A 15220-nucleotide genomic window follows, 5' to 3' on the forward strand; every position below is an offset into this window, starting at 1 on the left:
GGCCATGGAATACAAGTCCACAAAAGTGGAAGCTGGACGTATGCTCTTTCGCCGCTTGCTGCAACTGTACCTTGGCCTCGCGTTGTACGGAACGTCCATGGCGCTCATGGTTCACGCGAACCTCGGCCTCGACCCTTGGGACGTCTTCCATCAAGGTGTCGCCGCTCAGCTCGGCTGGTCGTTCGGCACGGTCGTCATCGTCACGGGCGCGCTCGTTTTGCTCGCCTGGATTCCGTTCAAGCAACGTCCCGGGCTCGGCACCCTCAGCAACGTCGTGGTGCTGGGCGTCGTCGCGGACGCCATGCTCGCGCTGCTACCGCCCGTTCCTTCGATCTTCGCGCGCGCCCTGCTGTTCACCGCCGGCCTCCTTCTCAACGCCGTCGCGACGGCCGCGTACATCGGCGCGCGCTTCGGCCCCGGCCCACGAGACGGCCTCATGACGGCCCTGGTGAAGCGCACGGGCGGGTCCGTACGATTGGTACGCACCTGCATAGAAGTGAGCGTGCTGCTGCTGGGGTGGGTTCTGGGTGGCGGCGTCGGCGTCGGCACGGTCGCGTACGCCTTATTGATCGGGCCGCTCGTCCAGCCCCTGCTGCCAATCCTGGACGCCACGCGGGCGAGCACGGCGCTTCCCGACGCTCCGGTCGCCACGTCGAGAAGCGCCTGAAGCGCGTCACCGGCATCGCCCTCGTGGCCAGCTCCTTTCGGGAAGCGACGGCCGCCCGTACGAATCACGACGCTCCGTCATCACGGCTGATTCGCTGTCCTCGCCGCTCAGCGTGACTCCACCTTCCCGAAACGTTCGAGACCCGCGAAGTGTTACGGCGAGTGGCGTGCAGTCCAGTTCCGTGCACGCCTTGTTCTCGGCAGATTCTTGGAACGCTGACAGCTCGCCACGTGTGCGGGTCTCTTCCAAAGCTCCCCCTGCTTTCGTGCGCCATGTACCATGCCCCGTGTCCCTCGCCGCACACTCCCAGAGCTTCGGCGAGCAGGTGCGCGGCGCCCTCGCTCGGCTCGACGCGCCGGGCGCCACCGTCACGCTTCTCACCGCCGAGAGTCGAGCGCCTTACGTCAGCGCCGGACGGGCGGACTCACACCGGGCACTGGAGGAGGACGCTCGCTTCCTCATTTACAGCGTCCCGAAAACGCTCATCGCCGCCGACTTGCTCACGTTCGTCGCAGAGGACCGACTTCTGGCCGCAAGTCGCCCGGGTCGTATTTGGCGAAGTCAGCAAGACCCGCAATCTCGACTTCGTAGAAGCCGAGCGCGCCCTCGGCGCAACGCGCGCGATTCACTACTGGGTTTCGCGGGGAGGCATGTACGTCGCGTCGTGCACCCGCTCTTACCATCCCGTGCGCGTTCCGGACAGCCTCCGCGAAACGCATCCGGCCGTGACTCACCTGCACATGGTCGACGCGACTCTCGCGAACAGCGACGATGCGGGCATCGACGGACTCGCGTCGCCCGACGTGGGCGTACTCGAAGCTGAAGTGAGCGTCACTGACCCCTGGTTGACGCGCGGCCTGCCCGACACCTTCGATATCGTTCCCTACAACGGCCCGTGCTTCCTGACCACGCCGACCATCACGAGCCTGCCCCTCGGTGAAGCGACTGGCGTGATTCGCGTGAAGCACCCCCTGGTCTCTTCACAGCGTGGGAAGCCTGCCCGGATCGCACGACACCCCGGGCGTCCAGCAGTACATCGCCCAGGGAGCGTACAACGTCATCACCGCACCGTTCAAAGGAAGGCATGTCAACCTTTTCTATTCGCACCCCGAGTTCGGCTTCGACGTCCTGCAACTCGGGTGGGGCCACAGCGTCCGTCTGCTCGCCAATGCCCTCGCCTTCCAGAGCGCGCGGCGGTCCACCCCGCTTTCTCCAAAGGCGCCGAACCGTACTCTCACGCGCAGTTCGTCGCCGACCTCGAGGGTTTGCGCCAGCAATTGAATCTCGGGAAGATCACCATTCTCGGCGGTTCCTACGGCGGCTTCATCGTCTTGGAGTACGTCCGCACCCACCCCGAGAATCTGCATGCCGTGATCTTGCGGGACACGGCCGCCAGCAACCGCTTCGAGGGCATCGCCAAACAGCGCGCCGCGCTCAAGACAGCGTCCTGCCCATGGATCCGGACAAGCTGCATCGCATCTTCACCGGTGAAGTTTTCAGCAACGACGACTTCCGTGACTGCTTCGAAATGATTCAGCCGCTTTACAACGTCGACTACGACCCCGAGGAAGGCGCGAAGCGGCTTGCGCGCATTCCCTTCCGGTACGAAACGCACAACTGGGCGTTCAGCCGCAACCAACGTCGGTACGATCTCGCCGAACGGCTACATGAAATCCAAGTGCCGATGCTCGTCACGGTGGGCCGTCATGACTGGATCACGCCACTCAAAACGTCCGAGGAAATCGCCGCGAACCTTCCGAACAGCGAACTCGTCATCTTCGAGAACAGTGGGCACTCTCCGCAACTCGAAGAGAAAGAACACTTCCTCGACGTCGTGAGGTCCTTCCTGGCTCGGCACGTTCCCGTGCCCACCCGAGGCTGATGATGCTGAACGGCATTCCTCCTTAGGAAACCGCGGAGCGCGCACGCACGTTCTTCACGCGCGTTCCCACCCTCGACGCCCTCGTGCTGTTCGACGATCAGTACATCCTGTTCTACACGAGCTTCGCGTTCTTTCCGACCGAACGGCCCATCGCCCTGACCGTCACCGTCGACGGGGAACGCGCCCTGTTCGTTCCACGCCTCGAAGGCGATCACGCCCGGCAGGTCAGTCAGGCCGAACACGTCGAGAGTTACCGGGAGTTTCCGGACGAACGACACCCTCTGCTGCAACTCGCGGACGTCCTGACGAACTTGGGATTGCGTTTTGCGCCCATCGGCTTGAACCACGACGTGACCCGCCGGTCATGGGGTACTTGGGACCTCTGCTGTCCGAGGTGTTGCCCGGCGCGCGACGTCACCGTGCGCATCGCGAGGTGAATCGCCAAATGGCCTTGAAAATACCCCTCGACCTCGACTTGATTCGCGAAAGCTGCCGTTCGGGGCACCGAGCGCACGAACTGCTTCAGCAGTACACCCGTCCCGGCTTGACCGAAACGGAAGTGCCGGACCGTGCCACCTCAAAAGCCACGGCGGAAATGACGCGCGCGTGCGCGCCGCACTCCAGCGGCGGAAACAAGTGGATTAGGGGTCCCTGACAATGTACCGCGGCCAGATCGGTCGAAACGGCGCACTGCCGCACGCCATGAACATCAACGCGACCTTTCAACTGGGAGACACCTTGGTGACCGGGGCTGGCGCGGCCGTTTGGGGTTACCTTAGTGAACTCGAACGCACGATGTTCCTAGGCGAACCCGCACCTCAGCCACGTCAATACTTCGATCTGATGGTGGGTGCCCAAGACACCGCGTTCGCACGACTTCATCCCGGTGCCACCCGCACTCAAGTCGACCGCGCCGTGCGTGACTACTTCGATCATCACGGCATTACCAATTTGTGGCGTCACCACACGGGACACGGTCTCGGTCAACGGATTCACGAAAGCCCCTTTCTGGACCTCGGGGACGACACACCTCTCGAGCTGGGTATGGTGCTGAGTGTCCAGCCCGGCTCGTACGACCCCGCGTGGGGCGGCTTCCGACACTCCGACGCGGTGCTCATCACACCCACGGGCATGGAGCTCCTCACCATCTACCCGCGCGATTTGCAGAGCCTCATCCTCGCCTGAGCTTCGCGGCAAGGGTGATGCGAGCCGAGCCTGGGCAACTCGAGAGCCTGCACCTCACGCCCGTACCACCAAATTCGACTCGGCGACACGGACGTGAGGTGTCCGACACGCAGACGATGTTCGATAACGCGCCCTGGGGCTGGAAGTAGGCGGAAAGCTCGACGGGAAGAGCGTGAACCTCGCGCCACTCGAGCTGCATGATATGGTCAAGTTCAACAAGACGCTCTAGGCGGTCAGGCTCTGACCTTGGGCTGCGTTCATTCACCACTGGGATGATCGCAGCCTCACCCTTGAACTCCTTTCGAGGCTTTTATTTCGGCCTTGCGAACCGAACCCCGTGAACGTGTCTAGGATGATTTTGTACGGCGTCAGTGGGACTGGGGCGAGATCGATCGTGGCAATGTGCCGTTCGACGGCTTGTGTGATCTCGCCTCGATAATGCCCATCGGGATCGACGGCTTTTGCCTGAAGTGACGAAAGCCCGCTAGCTGTCGACGAGTAAAGCGTCGAGTTTGGCGAGCAGGGATTCGACGGCTTGACGCTTTTTCGGGGGAAGCGCGGCGACGCGGTCCCATCGCCGCAATGCGCTTTGCACTCGCCGTACCTGCTCGGGCACGTCGCTTGGCGGCGCCTCGCGAGCGGCGGCACGCTTGATGTCTTCGAGGCTGGCGCCGCTCGCGGCGAGGGCGAGCAACTCGGCGCGGCGCGCTTCGTCGGGGGTGGAAGCGATGAGGCGCCCTTTGGTGTAGTCGAGCCCGCCGCGCATCGCAGCCAGGACGTCCTCGGGGAACTTGAGGATGGGAAGGTGGTGCACGAGGTATGTTTGCCAAGTCCCTCCGATGACCTCGAAGAGGCGCTCGAGCGTGGCGAGGTCGCGGGCAGCGTCGTCGGTGGCAGTCTCCCCTTTTCGAAGCGACGCCCGGAGCGCGCTGAGTCGCGCCGGCACTTGTTCGGTTGGCACGTCGAGTCGCGTGGCGATGAGGCGCGCGGTCGCGTCCGTTCGGTCGACCGGATCGAGATCCGCGCGTTGCAAGTTCTCGACGATGGCGACTTCGAGGGCGGCGCGATCGTCGAGTTCACGCACGAGGACCGGGACTTCCGTGAGGCCGGCGCGGCGCGCGGCGCGCCAGCGCCTCTCCCCTGCTACGATCTCGTACCCGCCAGATGTTTTGCGCGCGAGCAGCGGTTGCAGCACGCCACGTGCCTTCAGAGACGCGGCGAGCTCCTCAAGGGCCGCCTCGTCGAAGTGTCTGCGCGGTTGGTTGGGCATCGGCTTGAGGTCGTCGACGAGGACGTTGACGACTTCGGAAGGAGCTTCCCTGCCCACATCGCCGATGATGGAGGCGAAGACACCTTTGCGGTCGAGGGTACGCTTCGATTTAGTGGACACGCGCGCCCTCCACGGCGGTGACGAGTTCTTGGGCGGTGCGGCGAATCTCGTGGTCGGCAGGCGAGTTCGGCGCGAAGAGTCCGACGGGCTCTCCGGCGGCTTGCGCGTCGTTGACCATTGGGCGGTATGACATCGGACTCGCGAGGGGCGTCAGTTGGGCTTGCAGCGCCTCCAGAACGGCGCGGGCATGCTGCGTGCGACTGTCGTAGACCGTCGGGACGTACAGGCCGACGGCGAGCGCAGGGGAGAGCTTGCGGTACTTTTTTGCCATCGCGTCGACGGTGGCGAGACCTTTGATCCCCTTCCAGTTGACGGGAACGGGAACGATCAAGCGGTCGGCGGCGATGCAGGCGAGGGCCGAGAGTTGACCGAGACTCGGGCCCGAGTCGATGAGGACGTAGTCGTACTCGTCGATCGCGTCGAGAGCGAGGCGCAGATTGAGGATGCCCCCCGGATTGCCCGGCAAGATGACTTCGAGTTCCGCGAGCTCGATGCTGGAGGGAATCAAGTGCATGCCGTGCACTTCGATCGGCTCGGGAAGAGGCGCTTCGTGCGCGGCGGCGTGGTAGACCGTGCGGTCCAACGGTGCGTCCATAACTCCGAGCGACTCGCTCAGGGTGCTTTGCGGGTCGGTGTCAATGAGAAGGACGCGCTTGTCGTAGTGGCGGGCGAGGGCGTACCCTACCTCGCGCACGACGTAGCTTTTTCCCGCGCCTCCGACGAAGTTAAATGCCGTCAGACGTTGCATGTTCATCCAGAATACCGAAGTTCGTCGGCTTTGTTACAACGTTGTAACAAGCTCGCGCCGCCCACGGAACGTCGGCTTCGACGAAGCGCGTCCAACTCCGTTTCTCAGGCGAATTCGCTGGGCTCCGGGCACGATTCGTGGTAGGCATGGACTACCAATACTTCCAGGCCATCCGCCTTCGAGGAGACGAATGAAAAAGTTGCTCGCCCTGATCGCCCTCATCGTCACGTGCTTCGCCGCCGCCCAATCCTCACAAGCGACCAACATTGTCGGTAGGCCACTCTGCCTTCTCGATCAAGGCAACGTCGACATCCAGATCAACGACAAGGCGTTCCTCTTCGCCGACGCCGCCAAACAGCTCGACGAGCTCCTCCGCGCCCATCTCGCCGCGCGGCACGTTCCCCTGACGGACGCCAACTGCAGCCAAGGCAATCACGTCACCGCCACGATCCTCGTCACCGACGCCCTCGAAGGCTACCGAGCGTACAGCGTGCAACTCTACGTCGAGAACATCGCTATGAGCTCCCTGAGGGCTCCACGAATCTGGAACAAGAGCACCCTTCTTCTCGCCAAGCACACCCCGAACGACGCCCTCACCATGCTTCGCGACGCCTTGACCGCGATGATCGATACGCTGGCGGCCGACTACGCCAGCACGACCAAGTAATCCCGGCCGTCCAGAGACGACGAGAAAGAGCGGCAGGAGGGAAGCTTGCCATGAACCAACCGAACGCCTTCGTACTCGGGCAACCGTCCATTCCACGCCTCACCGACGCGACCGAATCCAGGAGGCCACCCCGGTAGCGTTCTTGTCCTCAGCCCGAGACACGTTCTATTTGAAGCGGACGCCAGCGACGAAGAGCTTCTGCAACGACACGGCACTAACGACGAAGCGCGAGAAGCGACCTTCACGGCAACTTCAAGTTGTGAACTCAGGAATCGTCTCGGCGTAGCGAACGAGGCGGTAATGTACGAAGAAAGGCCCCCGATTCGACACCTTACAGGAGATCGGCATGACGAAACACAGCACGACAAAGCCCGCCCCTCGTCTCACCGTCGTCATCACCTACACCGACACTCCCCCCAGGTTCGACATTCGTATCGAACTCGTGACCCCCGGCGAATCCTGAAGAGGCAAGAAATCAAGGACGAAGCTCTCTGCTCGAACGGTGCTGCAGGAGAGAACTCTCCATTGCTTTCCAGCGCTTCTCAGAACGGCTCGGCTGAGCGTGGCCGTCGCGCCAGCACCGCGAAGCGAAGGGCGAGAAGCAACAGCACGCCCACGTACCCCGCCACCGCCGACCACCCTCCGGCCGACCAGAACAACCCTCCGGACAGCCCGACGATACTGGACCCCAGGTAATACGCCAGCAAGTACAGCGCCGATGCGTGGCCACGATGCGAAGGCGCGACGAGGCCAACCCAGCCGCTCACCACGGCGTGCGTGACGAAGAAGCCGCAAGTCATCAGAATGACGCCCAGCACGACGGCTGTCAGCGGAGCGGCCAGCGTCATGAGCAAGCCGAGCAGCGACGTCAACACCCCGAAGATCACCACCTTTGCGCGCCCGAATCGGTCCGCCACTGCGCCGCTCAGGGGTGACGCGACCACGCCGAACAGGTACGCCGCGAACAGCAAGCTCATTTGCGCGTGGCTGAGGTGGTAGGGCGTGACGGTCAAGCGAAATCCCAGATAATTGAAGACGGCGACGAAGACTCCGAGGTTCAGGAATCCCAGCACGAACAACGGTTGAAGGAGTTCGAAGGACAGGTGTTGCCACCAGATGCGGACGTGATCGCCGAGACGTGTTTCCGTGCGACGGTCGGCGCGTGGCGTGGCGGGCAGCAACCATCGAAACCCCACGGCGGCGAGGAGGCACGTACCCGCCAGAACCGCGAGCGCCACGCGCCACGAAGTCACTTCCATCATCGCGCCCACGCCGACGCGGCCGATCATCCCGCCGAAGGCCGTGCCGCCCACGTAGACGCCCATGGCGCGTCCCAAGGCGCGTGAGTCGATCACTTCTGCCAAAGCGGCCATCGCGACGGCCGGGACACCGCCCAGCACCAGTCCGACGGCGGCGCGCGCGAGCAGCACGAGCGGCCAGGTGGGCGCGAGGCTGACGGCCACGGTAAGCAGGGCGGCGCCGACCATCGACGTGAACAGAACGGAGCGACGAGTGAAGCGGTCCGCGACGGCGCTCATGAGGAGGATCGCGAAGGCGAGCAGACCAGTCGTGACGGAAAGCGCCAAGGCGCTCTGCGTGGGACTGACGTGGTAGGCGACGGTGAATTGAGTGAGCAGAGGTTGCGCACAATAGATCAGCGAGAACGACGCGAATCCGACGAGAAAGAATGCCACGCTCACCCGCTGGTAAGCTCGGGTTCCCGGAAGGGCGAGAGGAGCGATACTGCTCGGCGCGCTCGGACGACGTGCGCTTGTCGTGGAGGTGGGCGTCCTCGGCAGCATGCGGTCAATCTAGCCCCACGTCCACGCGGCGTCCAATCGACGGATGCTCAAAGGCGTGTGGTTCTCGCCTGACCAACTTGCGCTTCCACATGACGAGGGGAGCGAATCTGCAAATTATCGGCGGCACGGGAAGCGGGAGCAACACCGGTGCGACTTGCTGCGGAGATGCCGGCGGGCCGATCTCGAACGACAACAAGGTCGTGTCCGTCAACTCCTTCGTCGTCAACCATTATGGCGCGGGCGCCGGGTTCAGCTTTCGAACGGATACGCAAGTTGCTCGGGATTTCCTGCGGCAGTACGTTGACCTCGACGCCGTCACCGCCCCGTGATCTCCTTCGCCGTATTTCAGCAACCCGATCTCCAACAGTCGAGGCCGGTGGAAAGGTACACGCGGCTTTCCACCGGCCTTCCTACGGGCTACCGGCGAGGTCCAGCAGGACGTGTCTCGAAATGCCTCCACCGCCTCGCCGACCTCGTCGGCGGCCCAACGAAGGTAGCGACCTCGTCCGACGGTGGAGAGGGACCGGGCAGAGGAGGGGAGAGCGAGCGCGGCTTTCGAAAGCTCGGCCTTCCGCCTTCGCGATCGAGCGGAGACGGAAGTTCAAGCAGCCGGGACGCTTCTCCATTCAATGCAAGGTGCTTGCGCATACACGAATTGCGCGGTATACTTTTAAGCATCAAGGTCGGCCGAGAGGCCGACCTTTTCATTGGCGCCGAGCAGCCCGAGCACGCGTGGCCCCTCCGCCTCGTCGCCGTCCTCGAGGTAGACGACTCCGACCTCGGGGGCGACCCTTGGAAACATCGACGCGTCGAGCGTCTGGGGTGCCAGAGAAAGGAGGCCCAGGCGTCTCCTTTCGACCTCGGCTCCTTCGCCTCACGACCAGGACCGTACCGAGAAGTTCGGGCTCGACGACGACGAACGACAACATGCACTCCCGGCCGATCGCCGCACGTCCGCGACTGCCTTGACTCGACTTCTCGGGAGCCGAGCACGGGCGACGTTCAGGCACCTGTGACCGGCTCACGGGAAGTCAAGCCTTCTCCCATTCGGAAGAGCGGCGTCATGGCGTCGGTTCGACGAGAGTCGTGCGCCGAGCGCAGCCAGTCGAGCGACAGTCGGCCGCTGAACGGGGCGAGTCCGAACAGCACGTCGGCGACGCCTTGTCCTTCGGTACCGGGAAGCCAAGCGGCGACGAGCGCGTCCCACGCCTGCAACTGCTCGGTGATGACCAGTGGCCGTCCGGACAGCAGCACGACCACCAGCCGTTCGCAGCGAGCTCGCACCCGCTCGATCACGTCGAGATGCTCGGGGCGAAGGCCGAGGTCGGCGCGGTCGCCCATGCCTTCGGCGTAGGGCTCTTCCGCCACGACGACCACGCCGACGCGGTAGTCACGCGTGACGTCGCCGTTGGCGCTGTAGAACACACGGTCGTGGCCGGCCGTGGCGCGAATCGCTTCCAAGAGAGTCGTTCCCGAGGTGGTGGCACCGCGTCCGCCCATCCAGCTGATCGTCCACCCGCCGCATTGCGCGCCGAGGTCGTCGGCGTCCGCGCCCGCCACGAGGATGTCCTCACCCGCCGGGTCGAGCGGCAAGACGTCACCTTCGTTCTTGAGCAGTACGAGCGACTTTCGGACCGCTTCGCGCGCGAGCTCGCGGTGGGCGGCGCAACCCACGACGTTCAGTAGGCCTTCGTCGGTGTGAGGTCGTTCGAACAAGCCGAGCGCGACCTTCGCTGTTAGAATGCGCCGCACCGCGTCGTCGACGCGAGCCTCCTCGACTTGACCCGCCTGCACGGCCCGCTTGAGGCTGGTGATGAAGCGCTCGTAATCGAACGGCACCATCACCATGTCGACGCCCGCGTTGATGGATTGCGCCACGCAGGCGTCGTAGTCGGCTGACAGCTGATCGATGCCCGCCCAGTCGCTCACCACGAATCCCTGGAAGTTCAGCTCGCCTTTGAGGACGTCGGTGAGCAGAAAGCGGTGCCCGTGCAACTTCAAGCCGCGCCAAGAGCTGTACGAAGCCATGACGTTCAACGCGCCCGCCTCGATGGCCGCTCGGTACGGAGGCAAGTGCACTTCGCGCAACGTCTCCTCGTCTATGTCCGCGTCACCTTGATCGATTTGCCACGCGCCGAGGTCGATCAGTTCCACGAAGTCCTGCCCCATCTGCGCGATGGCCAAGGTGCGGTCCACGTCGAGGGTCGCTCGGTCCACGCGCCGAGAGGTGCCCCAAGTGGTGGCGGCGTCCGCGACGAAGTGTTTCACGCTCGGCAGCACCGACGTGCCGCTGTTCCACCCGTCGCCTTCGAAGCCTCGGACAAGGGCGACGGCGAGCTCCGACACGACGTTCGGGTCTTGGCTGTACCCTTCGTACGTGCGGCCCCAGCGAACGTCCTGCGGTACGCTCACGGCCGGAGCGAAGCTCCAGCGGACGTTCGTGGCGGCGACTTCCAAGGCGGTGGCACGACCGACGCGGCGTACCAAGTCGGCGTCGCGCGTCGCGCCGAGGCCGATGTTGTGCGGAAAGATCGTCGCGCCGACGACGTTGTTGTGGCCGTGCACGGCGTCCACTCCGTACAGCAGTGGAATTCGCAGGCGTGACTGCTGTGCTTCGTCGATGAAGCGCGTGACCATGGCGCGCCACCCTCTCGGCGTGTTCTCCTCGGGATTGCCGCCGCCGCCGCTCAAGACGGAGCCGAGGGCGAGCCTCGCGACGTCGCCGGGCTTGACACTGTTCTTCTCGGGTTGCGTCATCTGCCCGATCTTCTCGTCGAGGGTCATGCGCCCGAGGAGCTCCTCGACGAACTGCTGCTGATCGAATGTAAGGGGATGTTGGGGCATGAGGCTCCTTTTGCTGAAGTCGGGACGGGCGCTCGGCGCTCACCCTGAGGCGGACGATGCCGTGGGCCGCGAGGAGGGCTGGCGTGAGAGGTGCGGATCGTGCAGGATGCAGCGCGCTTGGTGTTCGGCGCCGACGTCGTACATCCTCGGGAGGGCCGCGCGGCACGCTTCGCGCGCGTGCGGGCAGCGCGGCTCGAACGGGCAGCCGGGCGGAAGATTCTTGAGGTCCGGCATTTCGCCGCGCGCTTCGAGCGCTTCGGGCGCCTGCTTGGCGTCCGGGTTGGGCGCGGCGCTTTTGAGCAGTTGCGTGTACGGCATTTGCGGATGGTGAATGACTTGCTCGGCGGGTCCGATCTCGACGAGATGTCCGGCGTACATGACGGCGATGCGGTCGCTCATGTAGCGCGCCCCGGCGAGGTCGTGCGTGATGAACAGCATGCTCAAACCTTCTTGATCGCGAAGGTCGAGCAGCAAGTTCATGATGTCGAGGCGGATGCTGACGTCGAGGGCACTGGTCGGTTCGTCGGCGAGGATGAGGTCCGGGCGGGCGGCGAGGGCGCGGGCAATGACGACGCGTTGGCGTTGCCCGCCGGACAGCTCGTGCGGTTTCTTGGCGGCGTAACTCGCGCCGGGTGACAAGCCGACGCGGTCGAGCAAGTCGTGGACGTGCGTTTGCACGTCGTCACTCTTGGCGAGGCCGTGGATCTTGAGGGGACGCGAGAGGATGTAACCGATGGTGTGCAGCGGGTTGAGGCTGGCGAAGGGATCTTGGAAGATCATCTGGACGCGCTTGCGAAAGCGGCGAAGACGCGCGCCGTTCATTCGGTTCGGCACGTCCTCTCCGGAGAGGCGGGTGGTGCCGCGGGTGGGTTCGTGCAGGCGAGCGATGAGGCGAGCGATGGTGCTCTTGCCGCTGCCGCTTTCGCCGACGAGGCCGAGGACTTCGCCGCGCCGGATGGTGAGGGTGACGTCGTTCACGGCGGTGACCGCTTGGCCTGCCCGGCCGACTTTGAACACTTTCGTCAAACCTTGCAGTTCCAGCGCGGCGACGGTCGTCGGCCCGTTGGAACTACCGGTGGAGTCAATCGCTGGCGAGCGGTGCATGCTCTTGCTCCTTGAGGGCGGAATCGACGGTGGGGTCGTACAGGAAGCAGGCGACGGGATGTCCGGTGGTCTGCTCGAACGTTTGAAGGGGTCGCGTGTCGCACACGCCGGGCATGCGGCTCGGGCAGCGATCGAAGAACGGGCAGCCCGTCAGTTCACCCGCGAGGGACGGAGGTCGGCCGGGAATGCCGACGCGTCGTTCACGCGGGCCTTCGAGCGGTGGAAAGGCGCTCATGAGTCGGCGCGTGTACGGATGCTTCGGATGAGCGTACAAGTCGTGGGCGGGCGCTTCCTCCACGACTTCCCCGGCGTACATGATGGCGATGCGGTCGCTGGTTTCGACGAGCAAGCTGAGGTCGTGCGTGATGAAGACGATGCTGATGCCGAGGCGGCGACGCACCGCGTCGATTTCTTGCAGGATCTGGCGTTGCACGACGACGTCGAGGGCCGTGGTGGGCTCGTCCATGATGACGAGCTTCGGTTCGAGCGCGAGGGCGATCGCGATGACGACGCGTTGCTTCATGCCGCCCGACAGTTGATGCGGATACGCGCCGAGATAGTCTTCGCGAATGCCGACGAGCGCGAACAAGTCCTTCGCACGCGCTTCGAGCGCGGCCTTGTCCTTGACGCCGTGCGCTTGCATCGCGTCGAACACCTGCTCGCGAATGCGAAGCACGGGATTGAGGATGTTCATGCTCGCCTGGAACACCAAACTGTACTTCTTCCAGCGCACGCGGCGAAGTTCCTCGGCCGACATGTCGAGCAGATCTCGACCTTCGAGGATCGATTGCCCGCCGAACACGGCGCCCGGCGCGTCGAGCAGGCGTGTCGCGGCGAACGCCAAGGTGGATTTGCCGCAACCCGACTCGCCGGCGAGTCCGAGGACTTCGCCGGGGCGCACGTCGAGCGTGACGCCGCGGACGGCGCGCACCTTTCCGCGAGGCGTGACGTACCCCGCGTCGAGATCGTGAAGGGCGAGCAAGGCCGAGTGCGGCGCGGGCGTGGAAGGAGTCTCGACCGCGCGGCGCAGGACGCGGGTCGCCTTTCCGGCGTGCACCACCTTGGGATTGGCGACTTCGTCGATGCCGAAGTTGATGAGCGCGAAGGCGGTGCCGAGCAAGGCGATACACAAGCCGGGCGCGGCCACCCACCACCAGGCGCCTTGCAGCAGCGCGCCGCGCGCTTGCGCCCAGTACAGCATGGTGCCCCACGTGACTTGGCTGACGTCTCCCATTCCGAGGAAGGCGAGGCTCGCTTCGCTCAGCACCGCGTACAGGGCGGTGCCGAAGAAGCTCGCGGCGATGAGGCCCGCGAGGTTGGGCAGCATCTCGGCGAAGATGACGCGCGCGGGTCCTTCGCCGCTGGCGATCGCGGCGTGCACGAAGTCCCGGTTTCGCAGCGTGAGCGCTTGCGAGCGAAGGACCCGCGCTCCCCACGCCCATCCCGTGAAGCTGATCACGAGGATGATGGACAGCACGCCGCCGCCGCGTAGAAATGCCGCGGCGATGATGAGCAGCGGCAAGCCGGGCAGCACGAGGAACACGTTGATCACGACGTTGAGGACCTCGGCGATCTTTCCGCCGAAGTACGCGCTTGCCAAGCCGACGGTCGTGGCGATGGCGGTCGCGACGAGGCCGGCGGTCAGGCCGATCAGCAAGGTGAGGCGCGCGCCGTACAGCAGTTGCGCGAAGATGTCCTGCCCGAGCGCCGTCGTGCCGAGGAGGTGCTCGCCGCCCGGCGGCAAGAAGGTGCCGAAGGCTTGCGAGGTGGGACTCACGGGCGTGAGGATCGGCGCGAACATCGCCATCGACACCAAGACGAGCAGGAGGACGACGCCGGCGAAGGCGCGCGGCGAGCGGCGCAGGACGGCCGTCAAGCCGTTCACGCGGTCTTCCCGTCTCGAACTCTTGGATCGAGGAGGGCGTAGAGGGCGTCCACGAGGAAGTTCGCGAGGAGCACGGCGAGGGCGATGAACAAGAAGATCGCTTGCATGAGCGGGTAGTCGAGGTTCGTGACGGCGTTGTACAGCTGCAAGCCCAACCCCGGGTAGCTGAAGACCGTTTCGGTGAGGATGCTGCCGCCGACGACGAAGCCGAGCGCCATCCCGAAGGCGGTGAAGCTCGGGAGGAGCGCGTTGCGCAGCACGTAGCGGTTGAGAAGGCGACGTTCGCTGAGACCTTTGGCGCGCGCGAAGGCGATGTAGTCCTCGCTCATGACGCTCATGACGTTGTTGCGCATCGTGATCAGCCAGCCGCCGGCGGCCGTCACGACGATGGTGAGGGCGGGCAGCGCGGCGTGGCGCAGCATGGACGACCACCACTCGGAGCTGAAGGTCGTGAGGAAAGGATCGAGGTTTCCGCTGAGGGGAAACAGGCTGGCGCGGAAGGCGAGAAGGTACAGCAGCAGCAACGCGAACCAGAAGTACGGCATGCTGTTGAGAAACAGCGCGATGGGCGGCAGCGAGTCCGCGATCACGCCGCCGCGTCGCCACGCGCTGTACAACCCGAGGGCGCTGCCGATCAGGAACGCGAGGAGGGTCGTCAAGCCGACCAGGCCGATCGTCCAAGGCGCGGCTTGCGCGATGATTTCGCTCACGGGCGTCGGGAATTGACCGATGGAACGACCGAAGTCGCCGCGAAGCATGTCGCCGAGGTACGTGAGGTACTGCGCGAACACGCTGTCCTTCTGGTCGAGTCCGTACGCTTGCGTCAAGGCCGCGACGGCTTGCGGATCGAGCTTGCCTTGGTACTTGGCGAGCATCGCGCCGATCGGATCGCCGGGCACGAGGCGCGGCAAGATGAAGTTGAGGGTGACGGCCACCCACAAGGTGAACACCAGAAGGCCGAGTTTACGAAGCAGGTATGGCATGCGGCCCTCCTCGGGCGCGTGCGGCCGAAACGTGACGGCGAAGTCTCGAGTCGTTGCTCGGGC

Annotated in this window: 15 protein-coding genes; 8 read left to right on the forward strand and 7 right to left on the reverse strand. The window is 64.7% G+C overall.

What is annotated here, in order from left to right:
- Window positions 1-40 precede the first annotated feature (40 nt).
- The 6 genes from yczE (at window position 41) to DES52_RS18485 (ending at window position 3734) form a co-directional block, all read left to right on the forward strand.
- Entirely contained in the window at window positions 41-667 is a 627-nt protein-coding gene (gene yczE, locus DES52_RS18465; RefSeq protein ID WP_170131160.1) for a membrane protein YczE, read from the forward strand.
- 650 nt (window positions 668-1317) lie between these two features.
- Entirely contained in the window at window positions 1318-2199 is an 882-nt protein-coding gene (locus DES52_RS23325; protein ID WP_211317961.1) for an alpha/beta fold hydrolase, read from the forward strand.
- Window positions 2196-2549, forward strand: coding sequence for an alpha/beta fold hydrolase (locus DES52_RS23330; protein ID WP_211317962.1), 354 nt, complete (start codon window positions 2196-2198; stop codon window positions 2547-2549). The genes DES52_RS23325 and DES52_RS23330 overlap by 4 nt, the downstream gene beginning before the upstream one ends.
- A gap of 83 nt (window positions 2550-2632) precedes the next feature.
- Entirely contained in the window at window positions 2633-2986 is a 354-nt protein-coding gene (locus DES52_RS18475) for an aminopeptidase P family N-terminal domain-containing protein (RefSeq protein WP_110888314.1), read from the forward strand.
- An 8-nt stretch (window positions 2987-2994) separates the two neighbouring features.
- Entirely contained in the window at window positions 2995-3204 is a 210-nt protein-coding gene (locus tag DES52_RS18480; RefSeq protein WP_110888315.1) for a hypothetical protein, read from the forward strand.
- 47 nt (window positions 3205-3251) lie between these two features.
- Window positions 3252-3734 carry a M24 family metallopeptidase gene (locus DES52_RS18485; protein ID WP_170131161.1) on the forward strand — a complete coding sequence of 161 codons (483 nt, stop codon included), beginning with the start codon at window positions 3252-3254 and terminating at the stop codon, window positions 3732-3734.
- Window positions 3735-4218: 484 nt separating this feature from the next.
- Here the strand turns inward: DES52_RS18485 and DES52_RS23625 are convergent, their stop codons facing one another.
- Window positions 4219-5124: a ParB/RepB/Spo0J family partition protein gene (locus tag DES52_RS23625; RefSeq protein WP_110888317.1), complete on the reverse strand. Its 906-nt coding sequence runs from the start codon at window positions 5122-5124 to the stop codon at window positions 4219-4221.
- Complete coding sequence (locus DES52_RS18495; RefSeq protein ID WP_170131162.1) at window positions 5114-5872, reverse strand: ParA family protein; 759 nt, start codon at window positions 5870-5872, stop codon at window positions 5114-5116. The genes DES52_RS23625 and DES52_RS18495 overlap by 11 nt, the downstream gene beginning before the upstream one ends.
- Window positions 5873-6062: 190 nt before the next feature.
- Between DES52_RS18495 and DES52_RS18500 the strand changes: the two genes are divergently transcribed.
- Complete coding sequence (locus DES52_RS18500; protein WP_110888319.1) at window positions 6063-6539, forward strand: hypothetical protein; 477 nt, start codon at window positions 6063-6065, stop codon at window positions 6537-6539.
- A 542-nt stretch (window positions 6540-7081) separates the two neighbouring features.
- Here DES52_RS18500 and DES52_RS18505 read toward each other — a convergent pair.
- Entirely contained in the window at window positions 7082-8341 is a 1260-nt protein-coding gene (locus tag DES52_RS18505) for an MFS transporter (RefSeq protein WP_110888320.1), read from the reverse strand.
- Between the two features lie 89 nt (window positions 8342-8430).
- Here DES52_RS18505 and DES52_RS18510 point away from each other — a divergent pair, with 89 nt between their 5' ends.
- Window positions 8431-8670, forward strand: a complete 240-nt coding sequence (locus tag DES52_RS18510) for a hypothetical protein (protein WP_146237378.1) — start codon at window positions 8431-8433, stop codon at window positions 8668-8670.
- Between the two features lie 673 nt (window positions 8671-9343).
- Here the strand turns inward: DES52_RS18510 and DES52_RS18515 are convergent.
- Genes DES52_RS18515 through DES52_RS18530 form a run of 4 tightly spaced genes read right to left on the reverse strand, consistent with a single transcriptional unit; the run spans window position 9344 to window position 15157 of the window.
- Window positions 9344-11185, reverse strand: coding sequence for a glycoside hydrolase family 3 protein (locus DES52_RS18515; protein ID WP_110888322.1), 1842 nt, complete (start codon window positions 11183-11185; stop codon window positions 9344-9346).
- 39 nt (window positions 11186-11224) lie between these two features.
- On the reverse strand, window positions 11225-12289 hold the full coding sequence (locus DES52_RS18520) for an ABC transporter ATP-binding protein (protein ID WP_110888323.1): 1065 nt from the start codon (window positions 12287-12289) through the stop codon (window positions 11225-11227).
- Window positions 12267-14174, reverse strand: coding sequence for a dipeptide/oligopeptide/nickel ABC transporter permease/ATP-binding protein (locus DES52_RS18525; protein WP_110888324.1), 1908 nt, complete (start codon window positions 14172-14174; stop codon window positions 12267-12269). Before DES52_RS18525 ends, DES52_RS18520 begins: the two co-directional genes overlap by 23 nt.
- Window positions 14171-15157 carry an ABC transporter permease gene (locus tag DES52_RS18530; protein WP_110888325.1) on the reverse strand — a complete coding sequence of 329 codons (987 nt, stop codon included), beginning with the start codon at window positions 15155-15157 and terminating at the stop codon, window positions 14171-14173. Before DES52_RS18530 ends, DES52_RS18525 begins: the two co-directional genes overlap by 4 nt.
- Between the last annotated feature and the right edge of the window lie 63 nt (window positions 15158-15220).

The organism is Deinococcus yavapaiensis KR-236 (genome assembly GCF_003217515.1).
Taxonomy (GTDB): domain Bacteria; phylum Deinococcota; class Deinococci; order Deinococcales; family Deinococcaceae; genus Deinococcus_A; species Deinococcus_A yavapaiensis.

What these genes read in the sequence shown, in the direction of transcription:
- DES52_RS18495 (WP_170131162.1), bottom strand. Translation starts at nt 5,872, where the DNA reads ATGCAACGTCTGACGGCATTTAACTTCGTCGGAGGCGCGGGAAAAAGC.
- DES52_RS18480 (WP_110888315.1), top strand. Translation starts at nt 2,995, where the DNA reads ATGGCCTTGAAAATACCCCTCGACCTCGACTTGATTCGCGAAAGCTGC.
- DES52_RS18500 (WP_110888319.1), top strand. Translation starts at nt 6,063, where the DNA reads ATGAAAAAGTTGCTCGCCCTGATCGCCCTCATCGTCACGTGCTTCGCC.
- yczE (WP_170131160.1), top strand. Translation starts at nt 41, where the DNA reads ATGCTCTTTCGCCGCTTGCTGCAACTGTACCTTGGCCTCGCGTTGTAC.
- DES52_RS23330 (WP_211317962.1), top strand. Translation starts at nt 2,196, where the DNA reads ATGATTCAGCCGCTTTACAACGTCGACTACGACCCCGAGGAAGGCGCG.
- DES52_RS18515 (WP_110888322.1), bottom strand. Translation starts at nt 11,185, where the DNA reads ATGCCCCAACATCCCCTTACATTCGATCAGCAGCAGTTCGTCGAGGAG.
- DES52_RS18510 (WP_146237378.1), top strand. Translation starts at nt 8,431, where the DNA reads ATGACGAGGGGAGCGAATCTGCAAATTATCGGCGGCACGGGAAGCGGG.
- DES52_RS23325 (WP_211317961.1), top strand. Translation starts at nt 1,318, where the DNA reads ATGTACGTCGCGTCGTGCACCCGCTCTTACCATCCCGTGCGCGTTCCG.
- DES52_RS18530 (WP_110888325.1), bottom strand. Translation starts at nt 15,157, where the DNA reads ATGCCATACCTGCTTCGTAAACTCGGCCTTCTGGTGTTCACCTTGTGG.
- DES52_RS18485 (WP_170131161.1), top strand. Translation starts at nt 3,252, where the DNA reads ATGAACATCAACGCGACCTTTCAACTGGGAGACACCTTGGTGACCGGG.
- DES52_RS18505 (WP_110888320.1), bottom strand. Translation starts at nt 8,341, where the DNA reads ATGCTGCCGAGGACGCCCACCTCCACGACAAGCGCACGTCGTCCGAGC.
- DES52_RS18520 (WP_110888323.1), bottom strand. Translation starts at nt 12,289, where the DNA reads ATGCACCGCTCGCCAGCGATTGACTCCACCGGTAGTTCCAACGGGCCG.